This window comes from Achromobacter sp. NPDC058515 (assembly GCF_042721735.1).
Lineage (GTDB): Bacteria > Pseudomonadota > Gammaproteobacteria > Burkholderiales > Burkholderiaceae_B > Achromobacter.
The window spans coordinates 79,408-105,634 of record NZ_JBHXNI010000009.1 but is presented as its reverse complement, the minus strand read 5'-3'; the positions used below and the strand labels follow the sequence as shown (position 1 = coordinate 105,634).

Genomic DNA, 26,227 nt, shown 5'->3' with positions numbered 1-26,227 from the left:
GCAATGCAAGCGGACATCTTCTGCCGGGTCGTCGACAACTATGGCGACATCGGCGTCTGCTGGCGCCTGGCGCGCCGACTGGCGCATGACTTCCGATGGGATGTCCGGCTGTGGGTCGACGACCTGGCCAGCTTTGCGCGCATCCAGCCCGGCATCGATGCCCTGTCGCCGCGCCAGCGGCACGGCGGCGTCGATATCGTCCACTGGTCCGACGCGCCCGACCCGGCGCTGACCGCCCGCGACGTGGTGATCGAGGCGTTCGCCTGCGATCCGCCCGCGGCGTTCGTCGACAGCATGCACCGCACCCATCCAGCCTGGATCAACCTGGAATACCTGAGCGCCGAACCCTGGGTGGAAAGCTGCCACGGCCTGCCGTCGCAGCGGCCGGATGGGCTGGTGAAGCACTTCTTCTTTCCCGGCTTCACCCCGGCGACCGGCGGCCTGCTGCGCGAACCCGGCCTGTCCGCCGAGCGCGACGCGCTGCAGACGTCGGTACCGCGGCAAGAGAGCTTCCTGCGGTCGATCGGCGTGCCGGACGATGCGCTGCTGCTCCGGCGGAACGGCGCCCGCACCGTATCCCTGTTCTGCTACCCCGCCGCGCCTGCCCCGGCGCTGGTTCAGGCCCTGGCCGCCGACCCGCGCGCCAGCGTGCTGCTCGCCCCCCAGGGCGTGGCGCCCGGCCTGGACGCGGCCTGCCAGGCCCCCGGCGCGCCCCGCCTGGTCCGCCTGCCCTTTGTCGCCCAGCCGGACTTCGACCGCCTGCTCTGGTGCGCCGACATCAATTTCGTGCGCGGCGAAGACTCCTTTGTCCGCGCCGCCTGGGCCGCCCGCCCGCTGGTCTGGCAGATCTACCCGCAAGACGAGAACATCCATCTGGAAAAGCTGGAGGCATGGCTGGCCCGCTATCCGGCCCCGGAATCCGCCCAGGCGCTGATCCGGGCCTGGAACCAGCCGGAAACCGGGCTGACGGCATCCGCCGTCGCGGCCGCGCTGGCGCCCGCCGGCTGGCAGGCCTGGGCCGCGGCTGCCCGCCAATGGGACGCCAGCCAGGCGGCGCTGCCCGACCTGGCCGAAAATCTGGCCGGTTTTTGCGCAGACTTGGCCAAGAAACGTTAGAATAGAGAGTTTTCTGAGTCGCCCTGAATTTGTCGGGCCTCAACTATGACGCCTCCCGGGGTGTGCACGAAACCGTCTACATGACAGACCAAGTCCAGGCCCAGGCCAGACCCACGTATGCAAGGCGACTTCTGCAAGCACGGCGAGTGCACCCATCACCCCCGGAGTTTTATCGATGAAAACCGCTCAGGAATTGCGAGTCGGCAACGTGGTCATGGTCGGCAAGGATCCCCTCGTGGTCCAGAAGGCCGAATACAACAAGTCTGGCCGTAACGCCGCCGTTGTGAAGCTGAAGTTCAAGAACCTCTTGACCGCCTCGGCCAGCGAATCGGTCTACAAGGCCGACGAAAAGTTCGAAGTCGTCCAGCTGGATCGCAGGGAATGCACCTATTCCTACTTTGGCGACCCGATGTACGTCTTCATGGACGAAGAGTACAACCAGTACGAAATCGAAGCCGACAGCATGGGCGACGCCCTGAACTACCTGGAAGAAGCGATGCCCGTGGAAGTGGTCTTCTACGACGGCCGCGCCATCTCGGTGGAACTGCCCACGACGCTCGTCCGCGAAATCACCTACACCGAACCCGCCGTCCGTGGCGATACGTCGGGCAAGGTGACCAAGCCGGCCAAGATCAACACCGGCTACGAGCTGAACGTGCCGCTGTTCTGCGCCATCGGCGACAAGATCGAAATCGACACCCGCACGAACGAATACCGCAGCCGCGTCAACAACTGATCCGGCCCTGCGACAAAAAAAAGCCAGACCCACGCGGGTCTGGCTTTTTTATTGCCGCGGCGGCGCGCCCTACTGCAGGCGTTCGTCGTCCAGGAAGTCGGGCACGGCCATGACCTCGATGCCGTCCTCGGCCAGCGATTCGCGCTCTTCGGGAGTGGCGGTGCCGCGGATGGGGCGGTCGTTGGCGTCGCCCTCGTGGATGCGGCGCGCCTCTTCGGCAAAGCGCGGCCCCACGTTTTCGGTGCTGCGCACCAGCGCGCGCACCTGGCGCATGACCACCGCCTGCAGCGCGGCCATCTTTTCGGCGTCGGAGGCGCCGGCCGGCACGGCGGGCTGGGTTGCCGGGGCATGCAGGTGCGCCACGTTCAGGCGCGGCGCGGACAGGCGCTTGGTGATGCTGGCCGAGCCGCAAACCGGGCACGTGACCAAGCCACGCGCCTGTTGCGCGTCGTAGTCTTCGTGCGAGCCGAACCAGCCTTCAAAAATGTGGCTGTGTTCGCACTGGAGGTCAAAAACTTTGAGGGCCATGGCATCAATATGGGGGTGAACCCCCAGAATACAAGATTCAGCCCTGGCCCGGCGGTCCGAACTGCAGGCGCGGCACCGCCGCCAGCAGCCTGCGCGTCACTTCCTGGCGCGGCGCCAGCAGCACCGATTCAGCCTGCCCCAGCTCGATGATGCGCCCTGCGTCCATCACGGCGATGCGATCCGCCAGGTATTCGACCACGCCGAAGTTATGCGTGATGAAAAGATAGGCGATGCCGAGCTCGTCCTGGAGTTCCCTCAGCAGGTCCAGGATCTGGGCTTGCACCGAGACATCGAGCGCCGACGTGGGCTCGTCGCAGATCAGCACCTTGGGCTCGACCGCCAGCGCGCGCGCGATCGCGATGCGCTGGCGCTGGCCGCCCGAGAACTCATGGGGATAGCGCGTCAGCGTATTGGCGGGCAGCCCGACGCGGTCGATCAACTGCGCCGCATGCTTTTGCCGGGCCTCCTTGCCCATGCCGCGCCGCAGGGACGCCAGGCCCTCGTCCAGGATCTCTCCCACGCGCATGCGCGGGTCCAGCGACGCGTACGGATCCTGGAAGACGATCTGGATGTCCTGCCGCAGGCGCTGCAGCTGGCGGCGGTCGGCGGACAGCACGTCCTGCCCTTGCAGCATGCCGCGGCCCGACACCCGCGCGCCGTCGATCAGGCGCAGCAGGGCCTTGCCCGTGGTGGTCTTGCCGCAGCCGGACTCGCCCAGCAAGGCCAGGGTCTCGCCCGCGCGCAGCGTGAACGTCACGCCGTCCACGGCCTTGACCCAGGAAACGATGCGGCGCAGCGGGCCCTTGCGCACCGGGTAGTGCACCTTCAGGTCCTGCACGTCCAGCACCACGCCTGTCGCGTGCGCGGCCCGGCTCAGGGCGCGCTGGCCGCGGTCTTGCTCGGCTGCGTCGCGCCCTTGTTCCGTCAGCGGCACGCCGCGCTTGTCGAACGTGGGGATGGCTTCGAAGAGCTGGCGCGCGTAGGGATGCTTGGGCGCGCGGAAGAATTCCTCGGCGCTGGCGCTCTCGACGATCTCGCCGCCGCGCATCAGCGCGACGTGGTGCGCCACGTTCTTTACCACCGCCAGGTCATGCGTGATGAGCAGCACGGCCATGCCCATTTCCTGCTGAATGCTGGCCAGCAGGTCCAGCACCTGCGCCTGCACCGTGACGTCCAGCGCGGTGGTCGGCTCGTCGGCGATCAGCAGCAGGGGTTCGGCCGCCAGCGCGATGGCGATCATGACGCGCTGCTTCTGGCCGCCCGAGAACTGGAAGGGATAGTCGTCGACGCGGCGCTCGGGCTCCGGAATGCCGACGCGCCGCAGCCAGTCGATGGCCCTGGCGCGCGCCGCGGCGCCGCGCAAGGGCGTGTGCGTGGTCAGCGTCTCGGTGATCTGGTCGCCCACGCGCATGACCGGGTTCAGGCTGGTGGACGGCTCCTGGAAGATGATGCCGATTCGGCCGCCGCGCACGCCGCGCATGGCGCTTTCGGGCAGCCGGTTAAGGTCTTCGCCGTCCAGGTCGATCTGCCCGCCCACGATGCGCCCGGCATCCGGCAAGAGGCGCAGCAGCGCCAGCGCCGTCATGCTCTTGCCGCAGCCTGACTCGCCGACCAGCGCGAAGGTCTGGCGCTTCGAGATGGCAAGCTGCAGGCGCTTGACCGCATGCGTCATGCCGCTTTCGCCCGCAACGTCCACGTCCAGGCCCCGCACGGCCAGCAAAGGCGTGTCCTGGCTCATGGCGCCTCTCCGGTCTTGGAGGGGCGCGCATCGGCGGCAAGCACCGCGCCCGGGCGCCGGCCGAAAAAGCCCAGGCGGGCCAGGCGGCTGGGCTTGAACCGGCGGGTGCGCGGGTCGAAGGCGTCTCGCACCGCGTCGGCGAACAGGTTGGCCGCCAGCACCAGCGCCAGCATGAAGAGAAAAGCGGTCATCAGGTTCCACCAGATCATGGGATCGCGCGACATTTCCAGCCGGGCGCCGTCGATCATCGAGCCAAAGGAATTCATGCTGGGATCCACGCCGATGCCCAGATAGGACAGCACGGCCTCATACAGGACCAGGCCCGAGAATTCCAGCACCACGGTGATCAGCACCAGGTGTGCGACGTTGGGCAGCAGGTGGCGGGTCATGATGCGCCAGTGCGAGACGCCGAACGCGCGGGCCGCCTGCACGTATTCCAGTTCGCGCAGCTTGAGGGTTTCGGCGCGCAGCAGGCGGCACAGCCCGGCCCACCCCGTCAGGCCCAGAATCATGCACAGCAGGAACAGCCGCAGGTCGGCGCGGGCGGCGGAGGTATCGAACAGGTCGGAATGATTGTCGATGTACACCTGCATCATCAGCGCGCAGGCGGCCACCAGCAGCACGCCGGGAATCGACGTGATGGTGGTGTAGAGGTACTGGATGGCGTCGTCGACCTTGCCCTTGAAATAGCCGGCGGCGATGCCGAAGACGATGGCGGGCGGCAGCATCGCCAGGGTGGTCAGGCTGCCGATGACCAGCGCCGTGCGGATGCTCTTCAAGGCCTGCCACAGCACGTCGTTGCCGATGCGGTCGGTGCCCAGCGCGTGGTAGCCGCTGGACAGGCCGGCCAGCGCGCCGACGGTCAGGCAGAGCAAGGCGAAGGTGATGGTCATGGCCCGCCACGGCACGTCGGCGCGGCCGGCCAGCAGTTCCTCGGCGGCGTGGGAGGCCGAGCCCGTGGCCCGCGCCAGGCAGGCAAAGAGCAGCGCCGCGCCCGCCAGCGAGATGAGCAGCCCGACCGCCAGGCCCAGCCCCAGGCGCTTGGCGATGTCGGCGGGGAGCTCCTTTTCCGGATCGGTCAAATGCGTGGCCGCGCCGCGCAGCCGCGGAAAATCGCGCACCGGCTTATCGTCGACCAGCATCGTTTCCTTGGTGAACAGGTGCGCCGCCAGGGGGGCCGAATAGTTTTTCTCGGGGCGCATCAGCACGGTGCCCGCCAGCAGCCCGTCCAGCGCCGACTGCACGGCCGGCGCATACACCGGGGGGGCGCCGGCCGCGGCGCCGGGCGCGGGCGGCAATTGCGGGCGGTAGTGCACCGAGTCCAGCAGTCCGACCACCGAAAAGGCGACCAGGATGACGGCCGAACACATGGCGGGGGTGTCGCGGGCCACTCGCGCCCAGGTGGACCGCAGGTTGGGGCTGCGGCGCACGTGCCAGACATAGGCCAGGGCGCCCAGCACGATCAGCCACAGCGCGATATCGGTCCAGAGGAAGACGAACTTGGGCATGGCGGCTACTCGAATCGGACGCGGGGATCGGCCAGCGTGTAGGAAATGTCGGCCAGGATCAGCCCCACGATGTAGAGCGCGGAGCCCAGGAACACCATGGCGCGCACGATGGAGAAGTCCTGCGCGTTGATGGCGTCGATGGTGTAGCTGCCCAGGCCGGGGATGCCGAAGAACGATTCCGCGATCAGGCTGCCCATGAACAGCAGCGGCAGCGCGGCGACCGTGCTGGTCAGGATGGGCAGCATGGCGTTGCGCAGCACGTGGCGGAACAGCACCACGCGCTCGGCCAGCCCCTTGGAGCGGGCGGTGCGCACGTAATCCTTGCCGATTTCCTCAAGGAACAGCGTGCGGTAGAAGCGCGCCTCCGGTCCCAGCCGCGACACGATCGCGACCAGCACCGGCAGCGCCAGGAACTTGACCATATCCAGGCCGCCGGAAAAGCCCGAGAACGGCACCAGCCGCAGCAGCTTGGCAAAGACCCACTGGCCGGCAATGATGTAGAACAGGCTGGAGATGGACAGCAGCATCACGCACAGCACGACGCCCCAGAAGTCCAGCCGCGTGGCCCGGAAATACACCAGGGTCAGCGAAAAGACGATGCTGGCGAAAAGCCCCAGGAAGAAGGTCGGCACCGCCAGCGCCAGGCTGGGGCCCATGCGCGTCTTGATCTCGCGGCCGATGTCGCGGCCGCCGTCGGACGCGCCGAAGTCCATGACCAGCAGCGGCACCGAGCGCCGGTAGAACACCGTGTCGGTCAGCCGCGCCGCGCCCTCGGCCTGGGCATTGAAGAACAGCGGCTTGTCGTAGCCGCGCTCGGCCTTCCATTTTTCCACGGCGTCCTGGCTGACGCGCTGCCCGCCGATGGCCAGCCGCGCCATGTCGTCGGGCGTGTTGACCGCGAAGAACAGGATGAAGGTGAACAGATTCACGCCGATCAGAATCAGCACGCCGTACAGCAGCCGGCGGATCACGTAGCCGATCATGATTGCTCCTTGCGCTCGGACGGAACAAAGGCCGTCTGGCGTTCGCGCCGCTTGAGCGCCACATACGAAGGCCATATCGCCAGCGCCAGCAGCAGCACGAAGACGCCGATGGGCCACCAGATGGGCGAGTTCCATTCGTCGATCTTCTGCTGCCTGAGTTCCGGGTCGATCTTCATGTACTGCAGCGTGTTGCGCACCATCTGCGTGGGCTTGGCGTTGCCCACCCACTGCTGATAGGCGCCGCCCGACATCGGGAAGTAGCCGAACATCCACGGCGCGTCGCGCTGCACGACGGCGATCATCCGGGCGATCAGCTCCGCCTTTTCCGGACCGTCGTCCAGGAACTTCATCTGTTCGAACAGCCTGTCGAATTCGGGGCTGGCGTAGTTGGCCGCGTTCTCGCCGCCGCCCTTGGCCTTGGCGTTCGGGCCGTAGAGCAGGAAGAGGAAGTTCTCGGCGTCGGGGTAGTCGGCATTCCAGCCCCACAGGAAGATCTGCGCGGAGCCGCGCAGCATTTTGTCCTGGAAGCGGTTGTAGTCCGTGGCCCGCACGTCCAGCTGCACGCCGATCTTGGCCAGCTGGCGGCGCATCCAGTCGAATTGCGGGTTGGACCCGCCCCCGGACATGGAGTCGTAGTACAGCACCAGCGGCGCGCCTGTCGTGGCGTTGCGGCCGTCCGGGTAGCCGGCCTCGGCCAGCAGGCGCTTGGCCTCGCCGACGGACTTGCGCACGGGCTTGCCGTCGACCAGGTCGTAGACCACCGGGTTCACGCCTTCGGGCGGCTCGCGGTAGCCCAGCACGCCCGGGGGCACCGGACCGTAGGCCACGGACGCCTGGCTGTTCTCGAACACCGCGACATACTCTTCCCAGTCGAATGCGATGCTGATGGCCTGGCGCAGCTTGCGGTTGCGTTCCTCTTGCTCGGGCGTGTCGCCCTTGCCCACCACTGGGTCCAGCCAGTTAAAGCCCATGTACCAGTTGGCGGTCTCGACCGTGGTGGGCAGCTTGATGCCGTGTTCGCGATACGTGCGCGCCTTGTCCTGGCTGTCGCCGGCCGCCACCAGCATCGCCACGCCGTATTCGCCGCGCTCGATCTGCGGCACGTCGTAGTAGCCCTGCAGGAACTTGCCGGTCAGCGGGATGGCTTCCTTTTCGACATTGAATTCCGCCCGGTCGATAAACGGCGTGGGCTTGCCGCAATCGGCCAGCATGCCGGCCGCCGCATCGCCCGGCTCGCCTTCGCAGGGATAGGGCTCGCCATGGAAGTTGGGATTGCGGCCCAGCACGTGGCGGCGGTTCTGCAGGGACTCCACCAGCATGTAAGGGCCGGTGCCCACGGGCCAGGTATTCAAGGACAGGTCGTGCGCCGCCATGCCCGGCTGGCTGTAGAAGCGGTCCGCCTCCCAGGGGATGGGCGCGGTGAAGGTCATGGCCAGCCAGTACTTGAACTGCGGGTACTTGCCGTTGACGCGGATGCGCAGCGTGTGCGGGTCCAGCGCCTCGACGCCGGTAAACCCATCGGCTTCGCGCAGGTCCAGCCAGGGCGGCGCGCCGGCGCCGCCGGGCATGTCGCGCCGCAGTTCCTGGTCGCGCTTGCGCAGGCGGTCGCCGTAGTCCTTCAGGCCCTGCACGTGCTCGGCCATCAGCGAATAGATGGGCGACACCACGCGCGGGCTGGCCAGGCGGCGAAAGGCGTAGACGTAGTCGTCGGCCGTCAGCTCGCGCGTCCCTGTGAGCGGAAAGTCGGGAATGTAGAACTTGTCGTCGAGTTCGCCGGGCGCCAGCGGATAGTAGGCGTAGCTGCCGTCCGCCTTGCGGGCAAAGGCGGGATGCGGCGCGAAGCGCATGCCGGGCCGGATCTTGATGTCGTAGACGCTTTCGGCGATCTGTTCGCCCGGCGCATCCGCGGGCAGCGGATTGCCCTGGGCATCCAGGAAGACCGGCGGGTCGATCGCCGCGGCCGCGCGCGGCACCAGCTCGTAGGGCCGCTTCAGGTAGTGGTACCCGTAGAGCGGCTCATAGATGTTGTAGGTATATGGGGTTTCATCGCCGGAATAAGAGCTGGCCGGATCCAGGTACTTCGGAGAGCGTTTGACGAAAGCGGAATAGAGCGTGTTCTGGCTCTCGGCGCCGGATGGATACGGGCTGTTGATGGGGCTTTCTTGCGAGCAGCCCGTCAAAGCCAGCGACAGCAGCATGGCCGACGCCCAGAGCCGCTTCATTACACCCATGGAAACCTTCCCTTCGTATCGTTGCGACAGAGGATAGCAAACGCGGGCCGCAGCCAGTACCCAGGCATCCCCTAGCGGCCCGTCCGCACTGGAAGAAGCCTCAGCCGCACTGGCGCTGCCGCCAGCAGTCGTAGCGCCATTTCCAGGGCTGCATGGCGTCCTGGCGCACCCACAGGCCGCGCCGGGCCGCCTTGGCCTGGCGCTGCAGTTCCGGCATGGCCTTGTCGCGCAGATAGTCGCCCTTGGGGGCGGTGTAGGCCCAGGCATAGCCGGCCTCCACCTGCAAGCGGTTGGCGGAACGGCCGTCGTCCAGGATCAGCGCGCAGACATCGCGGCCGTACTGGTCCTGCTCATAGCATTGGGCGGTGAGCGTCTTGCCCGCCACCAGGCTGGCCAGGTGCTTGCGCGAGGCTTCGGCATCGGGCTGCCCCGGCTGCTCGGTTCCATGGCCCTCTTCCGGCGCGTCGATGCTGTCCATGCGGATGCGCCGCTGGCCGTCTGGGGCGCGCAGGGTCACGGTATCGCCATCGGCCACGTTGACGATCATGCCGGTCAGCGTATAGCTGCCCGGGGGAACGCCCCCCGCGGCGGCCGGGCCGGGCTTGTTCTGGACGGCGGGCGCGGAAGCGCCCGGCCGTTCGGCCGGACGCTGCCCGTCGCGGCCCGAGGGCTGCAGCCAGTTGATGAGGGCGCCGGCCGCCGCGAGGATCAGGGCGACGACAAGGGCGGTCAGCTTGCTGCCGCCGCGAAAGAAAGGTTTGCCACGCACCAGCCGGGCTCCAGACAGGAAAACGCAGGCAGTTTGCCACAAGCCCGCTGGCGGCTGAGGTGTCTGCACCCTAAGGAGGTGTCTGACACCCTAAGGGAAGGTTCATGGCGAGGTGTCTGACACCCTAAGGCGCACTGCCACATGCCAAGGTTCATCTCCCAGGGTGTCAGACACCGGGGTGAGGTGTCTGACACCCTAAGGCGCACCGCTACAGGCCAAGGTTCATCTCCCTGGGTGTCAGACACCGGGGCGAGGTGTCTGACACCCTAAGGCGCATCGCCACAGGCCAAGGTTCATCTCCCAGGGTGTCAGACACCGGGGTGAGGTGTCTGACACCCTAAGGCGCATCGCCACAGGCCAAGGTTCATCTCCCAGGGTGTCAGACACCGGGGCGCATCAGAGCCAGCCGGACTTGCGAAAGCGCCAGTACAGCACGGAGCAGACCGTCCCGATCACGCCCAGCGTGATGGGGTAGCCCCAGGGGGTCTTGAGTTCGGGCATGAACTCGAAGTTCATGCCGTAGATGCCGGCAATGGCCGTGGGCACCGCCAGGATGGCGGCCCAGGAAGCCAGCTTGCGGGTGGTGTCGTTTTGCGCGGCCTGGCCGATCATCAGGCTGGCTTCAAACGCGAACGCCAGCGATTCGCGCAGGGCATTGAACAGTTCGTCCACGCGCAGCACGCGGTCGGCGACCTCGCCGAAATACGGGCGGGCATGCTCGTCCACGGCGGACATTTCCACCCGCGCCAGGCGGCGGCAGATCTCCGACAGCGGCGACACGACGGTATGGATGCGCAGCAGGTCGCGGCGCTGCCGGTACAGCCTGCGGATGTCGGAGTCCTTGGCGCCGCGGATCAGCAGTTTCTGCTCCGCGCCTTCCACGACGGATTCGATCTTGCCGGCTGCCGCCACGTAGCGGTCCACCAGCCAGTCCAGCAGTTCGGACGCCACATAGTCGCTGCCCCGCTTGAGGAGGTCGGGCGCGGCCTCCAGCCGCTCGCGCAAGGGGCTGTGGCCCGCGGTTGCGCCGCGGCGCACCGTGACCAGAAAGCCGTCGCCGATCAGGAACTGGGTCTCGCCGAAGATGGGGCGCTCGGCCTCGACCTCGACCGTGATGGCGACAATGAGGATCATGTTGCCGTAGTCGATGATCTTCGGCCGCCGGTGGGTTTCCAGCATCTCTTCCTGGTTCTTGCCGCAGGCGCCGAGTTCCCGGGCAACCTTGGCCAACATTTCCGGGCCGGGATTGCGCAGGCCGATCCACAGCATGCTGTGGCTCTGGCTGACGTACTGGCCGACTTCATCGATGGGAACCTCGCGGTCCCGCCGTCCGTTCACATAGGCGATCGACGCCACGACCTCGCTCTTGGACGGGTCGCCGGCACGTTCTTCAGTAGACATAAACACCCTCTGACAATGCGATCCCTGCCGGACAGCTTATGCGTATCGGGCGATGATAGCCCAGCCTGCCTGCGTCCTGCGCGTCCTAGAACAGATTGCGCACGCGCTTGGCCACGTCCACGCGCGGCGCCTGGGGCTCCTTGGGTTCGCCGCGCCCCGCCGGCAGTTCGGGCAGCTTGGGCAGGTGGTCGAACAGCGGCAGCATCGAATTGGTGATGTAGCGCGTGCGCGATCCATATACGTGGCGGTCGCCCATGCCGGTCTGCTGATGCACGTAGAAGCGCTGCGGCACGATGAGCTGCAGGCGTTCCTTGGCGCGCGTCATCGCGACATACAGCAGGCGGCGCTCTTCTTCGATTTCCTCGGCGGTGCCGGTGCTCATGTCGGACGGAATGCAGCCGTCGACCACGTTCAGCACGTAGACCGCCTTCCATTCCTGGCCCTTGGCGGAATGGATCGTGGACAGGATCATGTAGTCTTCGTCGCGCAGCGGCGCGCCGGACTCGTCGCTGGTGGCGTCGGGCGGGTCCAGGGTCAGCTCGGTCAGGAAGCGCTCGCGCGACGGATAGGTCGCCGCGATGCGCGCGAGCTGGTCGAGGTCCGTCTTGCGCACGCGCGCATCGTCGTACAGGCGTTCCAGTTGGCCCGAGTACCAGCGCAGGGCCAGGTCCACGTCCGCCGGCCATTTCAGCGCGGGATCGCACAGCGCGGCATAGGTGTCGGCGAACGCGCCCCATTCCTCTTGCGCCGCCGCCCCCGGCTTGAATTCGCGCAGCGCCCGCAGAGGTTCGGCCGACGCCGACATGGCGTCCATCAGCTTGCCCGCCGTGGCGGGGCCGATGCCGGGCATCAGCTGGGCCACGCGGAAACCCGCCATGCGCCCGCGCGGGTTCTCGGCCCATCGCAGCAGCGACAGCAGGTCCTTCACATGCGCGGCTTCCAGGAAGCGCAGGCCGCCGAATTTCACGAAGGGAATATTGCGGCGGGTCAGCTCCAGTTCCAGCGCGGCGCTATGGCTGGCGGTGCGAAACAGCGCCGCCTGCGACTTGAGCGTGGCGCCGCCCTCGCGCTGGGCCAGGACCTGGTCGGCCACCCAGCGCGCCTGCCCGCTTTCGTCGCTGACGGTCACCAGTTCAGGCAGCTGGGACGACAGCCGGTCGGTCCACAGGTCCTTGGCGTAGCGTTCCGCCGCCTGGCCGATCACGGCGTTGGACGCATTCAGGATGGGCTGCGAGGACCGGTAGTTGCGGTCCAGCGTGATGACGCGCGCGGGCTTGGGAAACTGGTTCGGGAAGTCCAGGATGTTGCGCACCGTCGCCGCGCGGAACGAATAGATGGACTGGGCGTCGTCGCCCACCACCGTCAGGCCGCGGCCGTCGGGCTTCATCGCCAGCAGGATGGCCGACTGCAGGCGGTTGGTGTCCTGGTATTCGTCCACCAGCACGTGGTCGAAGCGCGCGCCCACGTCGGCCGAGATGCCGGGGTCGGACATCATCTCGGCCCAGTAGAGCAGCAGGTCGTCGTAGTCCAGCACCTGCTGGTCCTGCTTGGCCACGACATAGGCGCGGAACAGTTTCTTCAGTTCGTCTTCCCATTGGGCGCACCAGGGAAAGGACGTCTTCAGCACGTCGTCCACGGGCGTCTGGCTGTTGACCACGCGCGAATAGATGGCCAGGCAGGTGCCCTTAAGCGGAAAGCGGGACTTCGTGGACGACAGGCCCAGTTCGTGGCGGACCATGCCCATCAGGTCCTCGGCGTCGCCGCGGTCATGGATGGTGAAGGCTTCGGACAGGCCGATGCGCTGCGCGCAATCGCGCAGGAGGCGCGCGCCGATCGCGTGGAAGGTGCCCGCCCAAGGCAGGGACGGCGCCTGCTGGGAAGCGCGCAGGTTCATCACCCGCTGCAGCACCGAGCCCACGCGGCGATCCATCTCCAGCGCCGCGCGGCGCGAGAAGGTCAGGAGCAGCATGCGCTGCGGGTCCGCGCCGTTCATGATCAGGTGCGCGACGCGATGCGCCAGCGTATTGGTCTTGCCCGAACCCGCCCCGGCTATGACGAGCAGGGCGCCGTCGTCCCCCGGCGCGCCGGCCACGCCGAATTCGGCGGCCTCGCGCTGGGCGGGATTGAGGTCGGCCAGGGGGTCGGGACGGCCGGCTGGGCGGTCGTTGGCGGGCGGAGACGGCAAATTGGATGGGTCGGACATGGAGCGGGGCCGCAGCGCTGCGGCCGCAAGGAATGAGGGAGCCATGGCGTTGCCTGGCTGCGGATGAACACTGTATATTTATACAGAATTTTTTCGATTCCGTCTGATTCCCCCCTGGCGCCATGCGTCTTTCGACCCGCATCCTGACCGGCACCGCCTCCTGGACCGACCCGACCCTGCTTGCCTGCGGACGCTTCTACCCGCCCGAGGCCCGCAGCGCCGAAGCCCGCCTGCGCTTCTATGCGTCGCGCTTTCCCATGGCCGAGATCGATTCCAGCTTCTACGCCATGCCCACGCCGGAAAACGCCTACCTGTGGGCCACCCGGACGCCGGACGAATTCGTTTTCAACATCAAGGCCTTCCGGCTGTTCACCGGCCACCAGACGCCGCTGTCCGCCCTGCCCGCCGACATCCGCCGCGAGCTTGCCGACTGGCCCGAACCCATCATCTACCACGACCGCATGCCGCCCGATCTGCGCGACGAACTCTGGCGGCGCTACCAGCTCGCGCTGGAGCCCCTGCGCCTGCCCGGCAAGCTGGGCGCCGTGCACTTCCAGTTTCCGCCATGGATCCGGCGCGACGCGCGCGGCATGGCGCGCGTGGCCGACTGCGCGCGGCGCATGGAAGAACACCTGGTGTCGGTGGAATTCCGGCACCGCAGCTGGTTCGACACGCCCGCCGCCACCGCGGACACCCTGGCCTTCGAGCGCGAGCTGGGCGTCGCGCATACCGTGGTGGACGCGCCGCAGGGCTTTGACAACACCGTGCCCGCCGTCTGGGAAAGCACGCATCCCGACCTGGCGCTATTGCGCCTGCACGGGCGCAACACGGCCGCCTGGAACGTATCGGGCGCGGCCTCTTCCGGACGCTTCCAGTACGAGTATTCGGACGAGGAACTGGCCGAACTGGCCGAACGGTTCACCCGGCTGGCGGCGCAAAGCGCCCAGGCGCACGCCGTGTTCAACACCAACTTCGAAGACCAGGGCATGCGCAATGCGGCGGCCTTTGCGTCGGCGTTGCTGCCGTTCTGAGACTGCCTGCGCGGGGACGCGCGGTGTCTGACACCGGCAAGGCAAAGGTGTCAGACACCGGATATGCGCACTACTTCGCGCCATTTCCGGTTTCGGCGATTGCGATCCTGCACATAGACGTCCATTACAACTACTTCCCCCGCGCCACTTCCGCCAGGCTTTCAAGCAGCACTTCAAATTTGCGCGCAATGTCGTGCTCGGGCACGCAGGCATAGCCCAGCAGCAGGCCGGGCCGGCGTCCCTCGTCGTTGACGTAGTAGCGCGACAGCGCGCGCGTCAGCACGCCCTTGCCGCGCGCCCCGTCCACCACGCGCAGGTCGTCCATGTCTTGCGGCAAGGTCAGCACCAGGTGCAGGCCCGCCATGCTGGCGTCGCGATGCAGCCAGTCGGGGCCCAGCCGCCGTTCGATCAGGTTGACCAGCATGGCGCGGCGGCGTCCATACAGCATGCGCATGCGGCGGATGTGGGCGGCGTAGTGGCCTTCCGAGATGAAGGTTGCCAGCGCGGCGTGCGTCATCAGGTGACCCTCGCGGTAGAGCTCCGCATGGGCGGCCTGGAACGCGGCGGTCAGGGCCTTGGGCAGCACCAGGTAGCCCACGCGCAGGCCGGGATAAAGCGTCTTGCTGAAGGTGCCCATGTAGATGACGGGCGCATCGGGCTCCAGGCCCAGCAGCGACGCGATGGGCCGCCCCGAGAAGCGGAACTCGCTGTCGTAGTCGTCTTCGATGATCCAGCTGCCGCTTTGCCGCGCCATCGCCAGCAACTGGCGTCGGCGGGTCAGCGACATGACCGGCCCCAGGGGATACTGGTGCGACGGCGTGACGAAGATGAAGCGCGGCGGCGCGCCGGCCGTCTCGGGCAGGCGCATGCCCTCTTCGTCCACCGGCAGGTGCACCGTGCGCAGGCCGTTGGCCTGCAGGATGGTGCGGGCGCCCCAGTAGCCCGGGTCCTCGACCCAGGCGGTCTCGCCGGCCTCGCCCAGGATGCGGGTAGTCAGGTCGATGGCCTGGTGGGAACCTTCGGTGATGATGATCTGCTCGGGATCGCAGTCGATGGAGCGGGTCAGCGCCAGATGCTGCGCCAGCGCCTCGCGCAGCGCGGGCAGGCCGCCCCCGTAGGCGTAGGTCAGCAGGTCGGGCGAGGGGTTGCGCCACAGGGCGCTGAAAATGCGGCCGAATTTCTTGTGCGGGAACTCGGTCAGGTCGGGCACGCCCGGCATGAAGGCGCCCCATTGGTAGGGCGAGGCGGACACGCTGTCGACGATCGCCGCGCCGCGCGGCGACAGCGCCGGGCGGGCCTGCGCGTGCGCGGCCTGGCGCAAGCGGCGGCCGCTGGCCAGGTAGGAATCCGGCACCGAGGCGTTGACGAAGGTGCCGTTGCCCTGGCGGCTGCGGGTATAGCCTTCGGCCAGCAGCTGGCTGTATACGTGAACCACGGTGTTGCGGGCGATGCCCAGCTCGGCCGCCAGGTCGCGCGTGGCGGGCAGGCGCGAGTCCGCGGCGATGGATCCGTCGAGGATGGCTTCGCGCACTCCCCGGTACAGCCGCTTGTTCATGGGCTCGGTCGACCCGTCGGCCAGGCGCAGCAGCAGCAAGTCACCCACGATGGAACGCAATTGGTTCTACCTGATTTATTAAAGTGGTTCCCACAAGTGGGGCCATCGTAGCATTAAATAAGGTTTTTACCGCCCATCATGCTCTTCGAGGCCGAGATGAAGAATCAGGATCTGAATACCCGCCGTTCCCTCGCCACGCCCCGCGGCGTCGGCGTCATGTGCGACTTCTATGCCGTGCGCGCGGAAAACGCCACGCTGTGGGATGCCAATGGCAAGGAATACATCGATTTCGCAGGCGGCATCGCCGTCCTGAACACCGGCCACCTGCACCCGAAGATCAAGGCCGCGATCACCGCGCAGCTCGACAACTTCACGCACACCGCCTACCAGATCGTGCCGTACGAAGGCTACATCTCGCTGGCCGAGCGCATCAACCGCCTGGCGCCGATCGCGGGCCTGAAGAAGACCGCCTTCTTCACCACCGGCGTCGAAGCCGTCGAAAACGCCGTGAAGATCGCGCGTTCGGCCACGGGCCGTTCGGGCGTCATCGCGTTCTCGGGCTCGTTCCACGGCCGCACCATGCTCGGCATGGCGCTGACCGGCAAGGTCGCCCCCTACAAGCTGTCGTTCGGCCCCATGCCGGGCGACATCTATCACGTGCCGTTCCCCAACGCCACGCAGTCCATCAGCGTGGCCGATTCGCTCAAGGCGCTGGACCTGCTGTTCAAGGTCGACATCGATCCCAAGCGCGTCGCGGCCATCATCATCGAGCCGGTGCAGGGCGAAGGCGGCTTCAACATCACGCCGCCCGAACTGATGACGGCGCTGCGCAAGGTCTGCGACGAACACGGCATCCTGCTGATCGCCGATGAAGTCCAGACCGGCTTTGGCCGCACGGGCAAGCTGTTCGCGATGGAACACCACACGGTCCAGGCCGACCTCATCACGATGGCCAAGAGCCTGGGCGGCGGCATGCCGATCTCGGGCGTGGTCGGCCGCGCCGACGTCATGGACGGCCCCGCAGCCGGCGGCCTGGGCGGCACCTACGCCGGCAACCCGCTGGCGGTCGCCGCCGCGCATGCCGTGCTGGACGTGATCGCCGAGGAAAAGCTGTGCGAGCGCGCCGCCGAACTCGGCGACAAGCTGCGCGCGCATCTGGAAGGCCTGCGCGCCAAGGTTCCGGGCATCGCCGACGTGCGCGGCCTGGGTTCGATGGTCGCGCTGGAGCTGAACGACCCGGCCGGCAAGCCGGACGCCGAAGCGGTCAAGCGCGTGCAGGCGCGCGCCCTCGAACGCGGCCTGATTTTGCTAAGCTGCGGTGTGTACGGGAACGTTCTGCGCTTCCTGTACCCCTTGACCATTCCCGACGCCCAGTTCGCGCGCGCGCTGGACATCCTGTCCGAGGCGCTCGCGGCGTAAGGCGCGCAGCCCTGAATACCCGGTTATTCGGCCGGCAGGCACGACGATTGCGGGCGTAGCAGGGACTCCGGCTTGGCACTCAAGCCCGGAGCCTGCCACGCCCGTAGTCGCTTGGCCTGCCGCACCCATCAAGGAGACTCCCGACATGACAGCATTGACCCATCCCCTTTCGCGTCCCGATCTGCTGCGCGACGCCTGCTATATCGACGGCAAGTGGGTAGGCGCCGGCAGCGGCGCATCCATCCCCGTGGACAATCCCTCCACCGGCAAGACCATCGTGTCGGTGCCCAAGCTGGGCCGCAAGGAAACGGAACAGGCCATCGCCAGCGCCCAGGCCGCGCTGCCGGCCTGGAGCGCCAAGACGGGCAAGGAACGCGCGGCGATCCTGCAGAAATGGGCGCAGCTCATGCTGCAGAACCAGCAAGACCTCGCCGCCATCATGACCTCCGAACAGGGCAAGCCCGTGACCGAGGCCGCGGGTGAAATCGCCTACGCGGCGTCGTTCCTGGAATGGTTTGCCGAGGAAGCCAAGCGCATCGACGGCGACATCCTGCAAAGCCCCAAGGCCGGCCAGCGCCTGATGGCGCTCAAGCAGCCGATCGGCGTCACCGCCGCGATCACGCCCTGGAACTTCCCCGCCGCCATGATCACCCGCAAGGTCGGCCCCGCGCTTGCCGCCGGCTGCACCATGGTGGTCAAGCCCGCCCAGCAGACGCCGCTGACCGCGCTGGCGCTGGCCGTGCTGGCCGAAGAAGCCGGCGTGCCCGCGGGCGTGTTCCATGTCATCACCGGCAGCTCGCGCGACATCGGCGCGGCCCTGTGCGAAAGCGATGTCGTGCGCAAGCTGAGCTTCACGGGCTCGACCGAAGTCGGCCGCACGCTGATGGAGCAATGCGCGCCCACCATCAAGAAGCTGTCGCTGGAACTGGGCGGCAACGCGCCCTTCATCGTGTTCGACGACGCCGACCTGGACCGCGCCGTCGACGGCATCCTGGCCTCGAAGTACCGCAACGCCGGCCAGACCTGCGTGTGCGCCAACCGCATCTACGTGCAGGCCGGCGTGTACGAGGAAATCGCCAAGCGCCTGGTGGCCAAGGTCACCGCCATGAAGGTCGGCGACGGCTTTGCCGACGGCGTGACGCAAGGTCCGCTGATCGATGCCAACGCGGTCGAAAAGGTGCAAGAGCACATCGCCGACGCCACGGCCCACGGCGCCAAGGTCATCGCCGGCGGCAAGCCGCATGCGCTGGGCGGCACCTTCTTTGAGCCGACCGTGGTGCGCGACGTGACGCAATCCATGCGCTTTGCGACCGAAGAGACCTTCGGCCCGGTGGCGCCGCTGTTCCGCTTCGAAACGGAAGAAGAAGTCATCGGCATGGCCAACGACACCATCTTCGGCCTGGCCGCCTACTTCTTTACCCGCGACTACGCCCGCATCTGGCGCGTGTCCGAGGCCCTGGAATACGGCATCGTCGGCATCAACACCGGCCTCATCTCCAACGAAGTCGGCCCGTTCGGCGGCGTCAAGCAGTCCGGCCTGGGCCGCGAAGGCTCCAAGTACGGCATCGAAGAGTACCTGGAGATCAAGTACCTCTGCGTGGACCTGGGCGCCTGATGCCCCAGGGCGCGCGGCTCCCCGCCGCGCGCCGGGATAGGCGGGCTCCGCGCCCGCTTATCCCCAGCAACTGTGGACAACCCGGCAGATAACTCCTGCATGACCGGAAAAAGTCCTTTCAAACCAGTGACTTGAAAATCGCGATCAAATGTCGCCCAGGCATGATAGATTTGCGCGTTCCCTGGACGAGTCAGTATGAGCAGAACTTTTACCCGTGAGGACACCCGCAGGCTGGCGGCCATTCTGGCTGAAACCGCCCAGGCGGAGGTCATGCCGCGCTTTCGCAACCTGCCGGAAGGCTCGGTGCGGGGCAAGAGTTCCCCCCGCGACCTCGTCACCGACGCCGATGAAGCGGCCGAACGCCTGATCGCCGCGCGCCTGGCGAAGCTGCATCCCGGCGCCGTGCTGATCGGCGAAGAAGCCTCGTCGCGCAATCCCGCCCTGCTGAACATGCTGGTCGACGCCGACCTGGCCTTCCTGATCGACCCCATCGACGGCACCCGCAACTATGTCGCGGGCCTGCCCCTGTTCGGCATGATGATCGCGGCCTGCCACCGCGGCGACGTGATCGCGGGCGTGATCTACGACCCGGTCAGCCGCGACAGCGCATTGGCCGTGCGCGGCGAAGGCGCCTGGATGGAGTACGAAAACGGCAGGCAGGCGCCGCTGGCGGTCGCCAGCCCCGCGCCCCCGGAAGACATGGACGGGCTGATCGCCACCGGCGCCCTGCCCGAGCCCCTGCGCAGCGCCGTCAACGGCAATCTGTCGCGCCTGGGCAGCACGGCCTCGCTGCGCTGCGCCGCGCACGAATACCGCATGCTGGCGGCGGGACACTGCCACATCGCGCTGTACAACCAGCTCACCGCCTGGGACCACGCCGCCGGCTGGCTGCTGCACCGGGAGGCCGGCGGCTATGCGGCCCGCTTCGACGGCTCGCCCTACAAGCCCACCCACCGCACGGGCGGCCTACTGTACGCCCCGGACGCCGGGAGCTGGCACGCGGCCCGCAAGGCGTTGTTGGGGGACGCAGCAGACGGCATCGAGGCTTGACAAAAGCGCCTCGGAAAGGGGTCAAAATATGGGGTTATCCCTAGGAATTATCCACAGTTCCTGTGGACAACCCTATGGAAAGGTCTGTAACACCGCGAAAAAACCGTTGCGGGCCAAGCACTTGCTTAGACCGGTCAAAAACCGGCCGCGCCCGCCCTGGCCTATAGCGCGTCCAGCGCCACCGCGCAAGGCTGTTCCACCTTCAGGGTCAGCAGGCTGTCGGCGCGGGTCCTGCCCAGGTTGATCGCGGCTATCGGCATGCCGTTGCGCGACGCGGCGGTCACGAAGCGGTAGCCCGAATACACCATCAAGGAAGACCCGACCACCAGCACCGCGTCGGCGCTCATGAGGCCCGCGTTGGCGCGGTCCACCCGGTCCCGCGGCACCGTTTCGCCAAAGAACACCACATCCGGCTTGACGATGCCGCCGCAGCGCGGACACGGCGGGATGGAAAAGCGCGAGAAGTCCTCGCCGTCCAGGTCCGCATCGCCGTCGGGCGCGTCCGCTGCGTCCAGCAGCGCCCAGTCGGGGTTGCCGGCGTGCAGCGCGTCCTGCCAGTCGTGGCGGCAGCCGCGCCAGTCGCAGTTCATGCAGCGCACCTCGTCCAGCCGGCCGTGCAGATCGACGACCTCGCGGCTTCCGGCGGCCTCGTGCAGGCCGTCGACGTTTTGCGTCACCAGCAGCGCGACGTGGCCGCGCGATTCCAGGCGAGCCAGCGCGCGGTGCGAGGCGTTGGGCCGCACATGGCCGAAGCGGCGCCAGCCCACCATGCTGCGCGCCCAATAGCGCGCCCGTGCCAGATCGCCGCCCATGAAGGTTTGCAGGGTCATGGGCGGACTGCGCTTCCATTCGCCCTCGGTGTCGCGGTAGTCGGGGATGCCGGAGTCGGTGCTGACTCCCGCCCCCGTCAGCACGAACAGCCGCGGGTGGCGGTCGATGAAGCCGCGCAGCGCGGCCAGATCCGAGACTCCTGTATCCATGCTGGCTCCTGTGTCCTGCCCGCCCGCGCGGGCAGCGATGCGCCGCGCGCGGGGAAACGGCGTTCAGCCGCCCAGGCCGCAGTCGGGCATGTCGCTCACCAGGCTGGCCTGCGTCACGTTGCTGCCCGGGGCCACGCTGCGCGTCAGCCAGACGTTGCCGCCGATGGTCGATCCCTTGCCGATGGTGACGCGGCCCAGAATCGTGGCGCCAGCGTAGATCACCACATCGTCTTCGATCAAGGGGTGGCGCGCCAGGCCCTTCTTGAGTTCGCCGTTTTCGCCGGGCGGGAAGCGCTTGGCGCCCAGGGTGACCATCTGGTAGAGCCGCACGCGGTCGCCGATGATGGCGGTTTCGCCGATCACGACGCCCGTGCCGTGGTCGATGAAGAAGCTGCGGCCGATGGTGGCGCCGGGATGGATGTCGATGCCCGTGTCGGCATGGGCGATCTCCGCCACGATGCGCGCCAGCATGGGCACGCCCAGGCGGTACAGGACGTTGGCCAGGCGGTGATGGATCATGGCCGCCACGCCGGGATAGCACAGCAGGACCTCGTCCACGCTGTGCGCCGCCGGGTCGCCCTGATAGGCCGCCGTCACGTCCAGGTCGAGCGCGGCGCGCACGGCGGGCAGTTCGGCGCCGAACCGGCGCACGATCTCGATGGCGCGCTGCTGCGTTTCCGCGTGCAGGGTGGGCTCCTGGCGGCCGACGTACTGCAGTTCAAGGCAGACCTGGTGCAAGAGCGCGTCCAGCGCCGCGCCGATGGTGTGCCCGACATAGAAGTCCTCGACCTCCTCGCGCAGGTCGATGGGGCCCAGGCGCATCGGGAACAAGGCGCCGCAGAGATCCTTGACGATCTGGCGCAGGCTTTCCTGCGAGGGGAATTCGCGCATGCCGGCGTCGTCGCGCAGGCGGCCGCGCGGGCCGCGCCAGGCGACGCGCGCCTCGCGCAGGCCGGACACGATGCTGTCCAGGTTCCAGTGGGCGGGCGGGAGGTAGGCCGGGCCGCTCATTGCCAGAGCCCCGGTTGGGCGCCGGCAATTCCGGCATACGGATGGAAATCAAACATGGGAGTGCCTCGCTGACGGTGCATTGCCCCGGCGGCCGGACCGCCGGGGCAATGTTGCTACGCAATATTCTCGTCAACTGTAACCGCTCGCGCGCCTTTCCTGGAATCCATCCGACATGGCGTTGGGGTTATGCCGCGGCCGGGTCCGCCTCGTATCCCTGCGGATTGCCCCGCTGCCAGCGCCAGCCGTCGGCGCACATGGACTCCACATCGTGCGTGCTGCGCCACCCCAGCAAGGACCTGGCCAGCGCCGGATCGGCCCACATGCGCTCGACATCGCCCGCCCGCCGGGGCAGCGTGCGCGTGGGGATCTCGCAGCCGTTGACCCGTTCGAACGCGCGCACCAGCTCCAGCACGCTGGTGCCCTGCCCGGTGCCCAGGTTGACCGCCACGAAGCCCGCCTGGCCCTCCGAGTAGGACAGGGCCTGCACATGGCCCTGCGCCAGGTCCATGACGTGCAGATAGTCCCGCACGCCGGTGCCGTCGGCCGTGTCGTAGTCGTTGCCGAATACCCGCAGGAAGGGCTGGCGTCCCACCGCCACCTGCGTGATGAACGGAAAGAGATTGTTCGGCAGGTCCCGCGGGCTTTCGCCGATCTGCCCGCTGGGATGCGCGCCGATGGGATTGAAGTAGCGCAGCGTGACCGCGCTGAAGGCGGGGTCCGCCGCGCAAACGTCGCGCAGCATCTCTTCCACCATCAGCTTGGTGCGGCCATAGGGATTGGTCGGCGCCAGCGGATGCGCTTCGGTGAACGGCAGGTAGCGCGGTTCTCCATAGACGGTGGCCGACGAGCTGAACACCAGCCGCGACACGCCCGCCTCCCGCATGGCGCGCAGCAGGACCAGGGAGCCGTTGACGTTGTTGTCGTAGTACTTGAGCGGGTCCGCCACGGATTCGCCCACCGCCTTGCAGCCCGCCAGGTGCAGCACCGCCCGCACCGGCATGCCACGGCCCGCCGAGTCGGCCAGCACCGACCCGATCAGGCCCGGCGTGCGGATGTCGCCTTCGACCAGCGGGATCCGGGCTCCGCAGAGCCGCTCCACGCGGCGCACGGCCTCGCGGCTGCCGTTGCTGAAATTGTCCAGCACCAGTGGCCGCTGGCCCGCTGCCAGCATCGCCACCAGCGTGTGCGTGCCGATATAGCCCGCGCCGCCGGTCACCAGCACATGCGTGTCCGGCATGCCCGCCCCCGTCACAGATGCGCCGCCATGCCAGGCACCCAGGCATGCCGCGAGCGCGGGGCCTGCGCGTGGCCGCGATAGCGGTCGATCCAGTAGGACGTGGAAGCGTCGTGCCCCCAATCCACCACGCCCGCCGAGACCGGCACGGCAAGCTCGCGCTCGATGCCGGTGGCCAGCCGCTTGCCCAGTTCCACGCCCCATTGGTCAAACGGGTTAATGCCCCAGACCACGCTCTGCACGAACACTTTGTGTTCATACAGGGCAAGCAGCGCGCCCAGCCCGCGCGGGTCGAGCTGGCGCAGCACGATCAGCGTGGAGGGCCGTCCGCCCGGATGCACCATGTGCTGGGCCAGGCTCAGCGCGCGCTCCTGGTCGTCGATGTGCGCCACGTCCAGCAAGGCCTGCTCCAGGCACTTGCCGCGCAACAGGGCCTGGCGCTGCGCCAGGCAGTTGGCCAGCAGCATGCGATGCGCGTCCGGGCTGTCCGCGTGGCCCTGCAGGCTGGCGATGAAGTCCACGGGCGCGCCGTCCTCGCTCTGGTGCAGCCACTGGAAGAAGGTGTGCTGGCCGTCGGTGCCGGGCATGCCCCAGATGATGGGGGCCGTCGGCACGCCGACCGCGGCGCCGTCGCCCGCGACCCGCTTGCCCAGCGATTCCATTTCCAGCTGCTGCAGGTAGGTGACCAGATGCAGCATGCGAGCGCTGTAGGCCGCGATGTTCAGCGAGTTGTGCCCCAGCACGCTGCAGTTCACGAGACCGGACAATGCCAGCTGGATCGGCGCGTTCGACGCGAAAGGCGCCTGCTGGAAATGCTGGTCCATCGCTTCCGCGCCCGCGCGCATGCCGATCAGCACGTCGGCCCCGACCGTCAGCGCGATGGACAGGCCCGCCACCGACCAGACCGAATAGCGCCCGCCCACCCAGTCGCACATCTTGAAGACCTGGCTGGACGGCACGCCCAGCGCCCTGGCGGCCGGCACATTGGCGGTGACCGCGGCAAGGTGGTCCGACACGTCGGCCACGCCGCCCTGCTTGAGCCAGGCGATGGCGGCGCGCGCGTTGTGCAGGGTTTCGGCCGTGGTGAACGACTTCGAGGACACGACCACCAGGCAGCGGCGCGGGTCCAGCCCGGCCACGGCGTCATGGAAGGCATGCCCGTCGATGTTGGACACGAAGCGGATCTGGCGGCGCTGCAACGGGCCGCCGAACGCCTGGATCGCCAGGCGCGGGCCCCAGTCGCTGCCGCCGATGCCGATGTGCAGCACGGTCGAGAAATCCGCGCTCTGGTCCACGCGCCGCACGAAGTCGGTCATGCGCGAATATTCGCAAACAGAATCCGCGTCCTGTCCGTCCGGCTGCTCGCGCGTGCGCCCCGCGCGCAGCGCGGTGTGCCATGCGGGCTTGCCTTCGGTCCAGTTGACCGGTTCCCCGGAAAAAAGCGCATGGCGCGCATCCGCCACGCCGCGCGCCTGCAACAGCGCGAGCGCCGCGGCATCCAGCGCCGAGGACTGGCGCTGCATCGTCAGGTCCACGCACAACCCCGCCGCCTCGATGACCTTCAGCGCGCCGGCATCCAGTGCGGCGCCTTGCGCGGCCTGCGCAAAAGCCACCCACTCCGGGCTTTCCGACAGGCCGGAGTTCGCCCTTAACGCCTCAATCGCATGTTGAGCCTTTCCCATCGCGTGATGCTCCTTAGAACGGTAAACGAACATGAGGTGCAATGCGCCTGAACGCTTTGCGGAAGTCCTCCTCGATTCGGGCCAGTGCGGCCACGGTGTCTCCTTCAAACCGCAGTACCACCGTCGGCGTGGTATTGGACGGACGCGCCAGGCCGAAGCCGTCGGCGTAGTCCACCCTGATACCGTCCAGATCGTTGATCGACACGGCGCCCGGGAATTCCCCGTGCTCGCGCAGCGCCTTCACCAGCTCAACGCTCTCGCCTTCGGCGGTCTCCAGCTTTATTTCAGGCGTGGCGCAGGACTGCGGCAAGCCTTCCAGCAAGGCCGACGGGTCCGGCGCCGCCGACAGGATCTCCAGCAGGCGCGCGGCGGCGTAAATGCCGTCGTCAAAGCCGTACCAGCGCTCCCTGAAGAAAATATGGCCGCTCATCTCCCCAGCAAGAAGCGCTCCCGACTCGCGCATCTTGGCCTTGATCAGGGAATGTCCTGTCTTCCACATCGTGGCCTTGCCCCCGGCCTCGGTGATCGCGCGCGCCACATGGCGGCTGCACTTGACGTCGTAGATGATCTCGGCGCCCGGGTTGCGCGCCAGCACGTCGCGGGCAAACAGGATGAGCTGGCGGTCCGGCCAGATGATCTGCCCCGACTTCGTCACTACGCCGAGCCGGTCGCCGTCGCCATCGAACGCCAGGCCGACCTCGCAGTCGGAATAGCGCAGGCAATAGATCAGGTCCTGCAGGTTGTGCGGATCGGCGGGGTCCGGGTGGTGGCCCGGGAAGGAGCCGTCCACTTCGCAGAACAGCTCGGTCACTTCGCAGCCCAGCGCGCGAAACAGCGCCGGCGCCACCGCGCCCGCCACGCCGCTGCCGCAGTCGATCGCGATCTTCATGGGCCGCGCCATGCGGATGTCGCCGACCAAGCGCGCCGCATAGCAGGGCATGATCTGCATCTGCGTGCGGCCGCCGGCCACGCTTGCCGACTCGATCGGCAGGCGCATCGCGTCGCGCAGCGCCGTGATGCCCTCGCCATAGAGCGACGCGCCTTCCAGCACAACCTTGAAGCCGTTGTGCGCGGGCGGATTGTGGCTGCCCGTGACCGCGATGCCGGCGCCCGTGTCCATGAGGCGGGTCGCGAAATACACCATCGGCGTGGTCGCCATGCCGATATCGATGACATGCATGCCCGCCGAGCGCAGGCCGGCCTGCAGCGCGGCCGCCAGCTCCACGCTGCTCAGCCTGCCGTCGCGCCCCACCACGATGGAGCGCGCCCCCTGTTCGCGCGCCCGGGCGCCCACCGCCATGCCCAGGCTGTGCGCGAACCTTGCGTCGATCTCGTCCGGCACCGTGCCGCGTATGTCATAAGCCTTGAAAACCGCATCCAGAATTTGCGGGGTGTCCCAGCCAAAAGTTCCGTGCATGCCAGTTTCTCCGGGTGGCG

General features: G+C 67.8%; 20 protein-coding genes. 6 read left to right on the top strand and 14 right to left on the bottom strand.

Going from position 1 to position 26,227, the window contains the following annotated elements:
* The first annotated feature begins 3 nt into the window (after nucleotides 1–3).
* Nucleotides 4–1,116 (top strand): elongation factor P maturation arginine rhamnosyltransferase EarP, encoded by a 1,113-nt coding sequence (gene earP / locus ACFWP0_RS16920; RefSeq protein WP_377843903.1) that lies wholly within the window; start codon nucleotides 4–6, stop codon nucleotides 1,114–1,116.
* A gap of 175 nt (nucleotides 1,117–1,291) precedes the next feature.
* A complete protein-coding gene (gene efp / locus ACFWP0_RS16915) occupies nucleotides 1,292–1,852 on the top strand; it encodes an elongation factor P (protein WP_057282347.1) in 561 nt (186 codons plus the stop codon).
* 69 nt (nucleotides 1,853–1,921) lie between these two features.
* Here the strand turns inward: efp and ACFWP0_RS16910 are convergent, their stop codons facing one another.
* The 8 genes from ACFWP0_RS16910 to ACFWP0_RS16875 all read right to left on the bottom strand — a co-directional run bounded on the left by ACFWP0_RS16910 (nucleotide 1,922) and on the right by ACFWP0_RS16875 (nucleotide 13,213).
* Nucleotides 1,922–2,380, bottom strand: coding sequence for a DUF1178 family protein (locus tag ACFWP0_RS16910; protein WP_377843902.1), 459 nt, complete (start codon nucleotides 2,378–2,380; stop codon nucleotides 1,922–1,924).
* 37 nt (nucleotides 2,381–2,417) lie between these two features.
* Nucleotides 2,418–4,118 carry an ABC transporter ATP-binding protein gene (locus ACFWP0_RS16905; protein ID WP_377843900.1) on the bottom strand — a complete coding sequence of 567 codons (1,701 nt, stop codon included), beginning with the start codon at nucleotides 4,116–4,118 and terminating at the stop codon, nucleotides 2,418–2,420.
* Complete coding sequence (locus tag ACFWP0_RS16900) at nucleotides 4,115–5,626, bottom strand: ABC transporter permease (protein ID WP_377843898.1); 1,512 nt, start codon at nucleotides 5,624–5,626, stop codon at nucleotides 4,115–4,117. Before ACFWP0_RS16900 ends, ACFWP0_RS16905 begins: the two co-directional genes overlap by 4 nt.
* A gap of 5 nt (nucleotides 5,627–5,631) precedes the next feature.
* Nucleotides 5,632–6,609 carry an ABC transporter permease gene (locus ACFWP0_RS16895; RefSeq protein WP_377843896.1) on the bottom strand — a complete coding sequence of 326 codons (978 nt, stop codon included), beginning with the start codon at nucleotides 6,607–6,609 and terminating at the stop codon, nucleotides 5,632–5,634.
* A complete protein-coding gene (locus ACFWP0_RS16890) occupies nucleotides 6,606–8,840 on the bottom strand; it encodes an ABC transporter substrate-binding protein (RefSeq protein ID WP_377843895.1) in 2,235 nt (744 codons plus the stop codon). The genes ACFWP0_RS16895 and ACFWP0_RS16890 overlap by 4 nt, the downstream gene beginning before the upstream one ends.
* Nucleotides 8,841–8,940: 100 nt before the next feature.
* Nucleotides 8,941–9,609 carry a thermonuclease family protein gene (locus ACFWP0_RS16885; RefSeq protein ID WP_377843893.1) on the bottom strand — a complete coding sequence of 223 codons (669 nt, stop codon included), beginning with the start codon at nucleotides 9,607–9,609 and terminating at the stop codon, nucleotides 8,941–8,943.
* 396 nt (nucleotides 9,610–10,005) lie between these two features.
* Entirely contained in the window at nucleotides 10,006–11,010 is a 1,005-nt protein-coding gene (locus ACFWP0_RS16880) for a magnesium and cobalt transport protein CorA (protein WP_377843892.1), read from the bottom strand.
* An 85-nt stretch (nucleotides 11,011–11,095) separates the two neighbouring features.
* Complete coding sequence (locus ACFWP0_RS16875; RefSeq protein WP_377843890.1) at nucleotides 11,096–13,213, bottom strand: ATP-dependent helicase; 2,118 nt, start codon at nucleotides 13,211–13,213, stop codon at nucleotides 11,096–11,098.
* Nucleotides 13,214–13,335: 122 nt separating this feature from the next.
* Between ACFWP0_RS16875 and ACFWP0_RS16870 the strand changes: the two genes are divergently transcribed.
* A complete protein-coding gene (locus ACFWP0_RS16870; protein ID WP_377843888.1) occupies nucleotides 13,336–14,244 on the top strand; it encodes a DUF72 domain-containing protein in 909 nt (302 codons plus the stop codon).
* A gap of 130 nt (nucleotides 14,245–14,374) precedes the next feature.
* Here ACFWP0_RS16870 and ACFWP0_RS16865 read toward each other — a convergent pair whose 3' ends face one another.
* On the bottom strand, nucleotides 14,375–15,859 hold the full coding sequence (locus tag ACFWP0_RS16865) for a PLP-dependent aminotransferase family protein (RefSeq protein WP_377843886.1): 1,485 nt from the start codon (nucleotides 15,857–15,859) through the stop codon (nucleotides 14,375–14,377).
* A 96-nt stretch (nucleotides 15,860–15,955) separates the two neighbouring features.
* Between ACFWP0_RS16865 and ACFWP0_RS16860 the strand changes: the two genes are divergently transcribed.
* The 3 genes from ACFWP0_RS16860 to ACFWP0_RS16850 all read left to right on the top strand — a co-directional run bounded on the left by ACFWP0_RS16860 (nucleotide 15,956) and on the right by ACFWP0_RS16850 (nucleotide 19,883).
* Nucleotides 15,956–17,218: a 4-aminobutyrate--2-oxoglutarate transaminase gene (locus ACFWP0_RS16860; protein ID WP_377843884.1), complete on the top strand. Its 1,263-nt coding sequence runs from the start codon at nucleotides 15,956–15,958 to the stop codon at nucleotides 17,216–17,218.
* A gap of 145 nt (nucleotides 17,219–17,363) precedes the next feature.
* Nucleotides 17,364–18,833: an NAD-dependent succinate-semialdehyde dehydrogenase gene (locus ACFWP0_RS16855; protein WP_377843882.1), complete on the top strand. Its 1,470-nt coding sequence runs from the start codon at nucleotides 17,364–17,366 to the stop codon at nucleotides 18,831–18,833.
* Nucleotides 18,834–19,028: 195 nt separating this feature from the next.
* Nucleotides 19,029–19,883 (top strand): inositol monophosphatase family protein, encoded by an 855-nt coding sequence (locus ACFWP0_RS16850; protein ID WP_377843881.1) that lies wholly within the window; start codon nucleotides 19,029–19,031, stop codon nucleotides 19,881–19,883.
* 161 nt (nucleotides 19,884–20,044) lie between these two features.
* Here ACFWP0_RS16850 and ACFWP0_RS16845 read toward each other — a convergent pair whose 3' ends face one another.
* The 5 genes from ACFWP0_RS16845 to ACFWP0_RS16825 form a co-directional block, all read right to left on the bottom strand.
* Nucleotides 20,045–20,863, bottom strand: coding sequence for an NAD-dependent protein deacetylase (locus ACFWP0_RS16845; protein WP_377843879.1), 819 nt, complete (start codon nucleotides 20,861–20,863; stop codon nucleotides 20,045–20,047).
* 63 nt (nucleotides 20,864–20,926) lie between these two features.
* Nucleotides 20,927–21,874, bottom strand: a complete 948-nt coding sequence (gene epsC / locus ACFWP0_RS16840; RefSeq protein WP_377843878.1) for a serine O-acetyltransferase EpsC — start codon at nucleotides 21,872–21,874, stop codon at nucleotides 20,927–20,929.
* Nucleotides 21,875–22,058: 184 nt separating this feature from the next.
* On the bottom strand, nucleotides 22,059–23,111 hold the full coding sequence (gene galE / locus ACFWP0_RS16835) for a UDP-glucose 4-epimerase GalE (RefSeq protein WP_377843877.1): 1,053 nt from the start codon (nucleotides 23,109–23,111) through the stop codon (nucleotides 22,059–22,061).
* An 11-nt stretch (nucleotides 23,112–23,122) separates the two neighbouring features.
* Nucleotides 23,123–24,790, bottom strand: a complete 1,668-nt coding sequence (pgi, locus tag ACFWP0_RS16830) for a glucose-6-phosphate isomerase (protein WP_377843875.1) — start codon at nucleotides 24,788–24,790, stop codon at nucleotides 23,123–23,125.
* 13 nt (nucleotides 24,791–24,803) lie between these two features.
* Nucleotides 24,804–26,207 carry a phosphomannomutase/phosphoglucomutase gene (locus ACFWP0_RS16825; protein WP_377843873.1) on the bottom strand — a complete coding sequence of 468 codons (1,404 nt, stop codon included), beginning with the start codon at nucleotides 26,205–26,207 and terminating at the stop codon, nucleotides 24,804–24,806.
* Between the last annotated feature and the right edge of the window lie 20 nt (nucleotides 26,208–26,227).

What these genes read in the sequence shown, in the direction of transcription:
- ACFWP0_RS16850 (WP_377843881.1), top strand. Translation starts at nt 19,029, where the DNA reads ATGAGCAGAACTTTTACCCGTGAGGACACCCGCAGGCTGGCGGCCATT.
- pgi (WP_377843875.1), bottom strand. Translation starts at nt 24,790, where the DNA reads ATGGGAAAGGCTCAACATGCGATTGAGGCGTTAAGGGCGAACTCCGGC.
- ACFWP0_RS16825 (WP_377843873.1), bottom strand. Translation starts at nt 26,207, where the DNA reads ATGCACGGAACTTTTGGCTGGGACACCCCGCAAATTCTGGATGCGGTT.
- efp (WP_057282347.1), top strand. Translation starts at nt 1,292, where the DNA reads ATGAAAACCGCTCAGGAATTGCGAGTCGGCAACGTGGTCATGGTCGGC.
- ACFWP0_RS16880 (WP_377843892.1), bottom strand. Translation starts at nt 11,010, where the DNA reads ATGTCTACTGAAGAACGTGCCGGCGACCCGTCCAAGAGCGAGGTCGTG.
- ACFWP0_RS16910 (WP_377843902.1), bottom strand. Translation starts at nt 2,380, where the DNA reads ATGGCCCTCAAAGTTTTTGACCTCCAGTGCGAACACAGCCACATTTTT.
- ACFWP0_RS16845 (WP_377843879.1), bottom strand. Translation starts at nt 20,863, where the DNA reads ATGGATACAGGAGTCTCGGATCTGGCCGCGCTGCGCGGCTTCATCGAC.
- epsC (WP_377843878.1), bottom strand. Translation starts at nt 21,874, where the DNA reads ATGAGCGGCCCGGCCTACCTCCCGCCCGCCCACTGGAACCTGGACAGC.
- ACFWP0_RS16855 (WP_377843882.1), top strand. Translation starts at nt 17,364, where the DNA reads ATGACAGCATTGACCCATCCCCTTTCGCGTCCCGATCTGCTGCGCGAC.
- ACFWP0_RS16895 (WP_377843896.1), bottom strand. Translation starts at nt 6,609, where the DNA reads ATGATCGGCTACGTGATCCGCCGGCTGCTGTACGGCGTGCTGATTCTG.
- ACFWP0_RS16905 (WP_377843900.1), bottom strand. Translation starts at nt 4,118, where the DNA reads ATGAGCCAGGACACGCCTTTGCTGGCCGTGCGGGGCCTGGACGTGGAC.
- ACFWP0_RS16890 (WP_377843895.1), bottom strand. Translation starts at nt 8,840, where the DNA reads ATGGGTGTAATGAAGCGGCTCTGGGCGTCGGCCATGCTGCTGTCGCTG.
- ACFWP0_RS16870 (WP_377843888.1), top strand. Translation starts at nt 13,336, where the DNA reads ATGCGTCTTTCGACCCGCATCCTGACCGGCACCGCCTCCTGGACCGAC.
- ACFWP0_RS16860 (WP_377843884.1), top strand. Translation starts at nt 15,956, where the DNA reads ATGAAGAATCAGGATCTGAATACCCGCCGTTCCCTCGCCACGCCCCGC.
- ACFWP0_RS16900 (WP_377843898.1), bottom strand. Translation starts at nt 5,626, where the DNA reads ATGCCCAAGTTCGTCTTCCTCTGGACCGATATCGCGCTGTGGCTGATC.
- earP (WP_377843903.1), top strand. Translation starts at nt 4, where the DNA reads ATGCAAGCGGACATCTTCTGCCGGGTCGTCGACAACTATGGCGACATC.
- galE (WP_377843877.1), bottom strand. Translation starts at nt 23,111, where the DNA reads ATGCCGGACACGCATGTGCTGGTGACCGGCGGCGCGGGCTATATCGGC.
- ACFWP0_RS16875 (WP_377843890.1), bottom strand. Translation starts at nt 13,213, where the DNA reads ATGTCCGACCCATCCAATTTGCCGTCTCCGCCCGCCAACGACCGCCCA.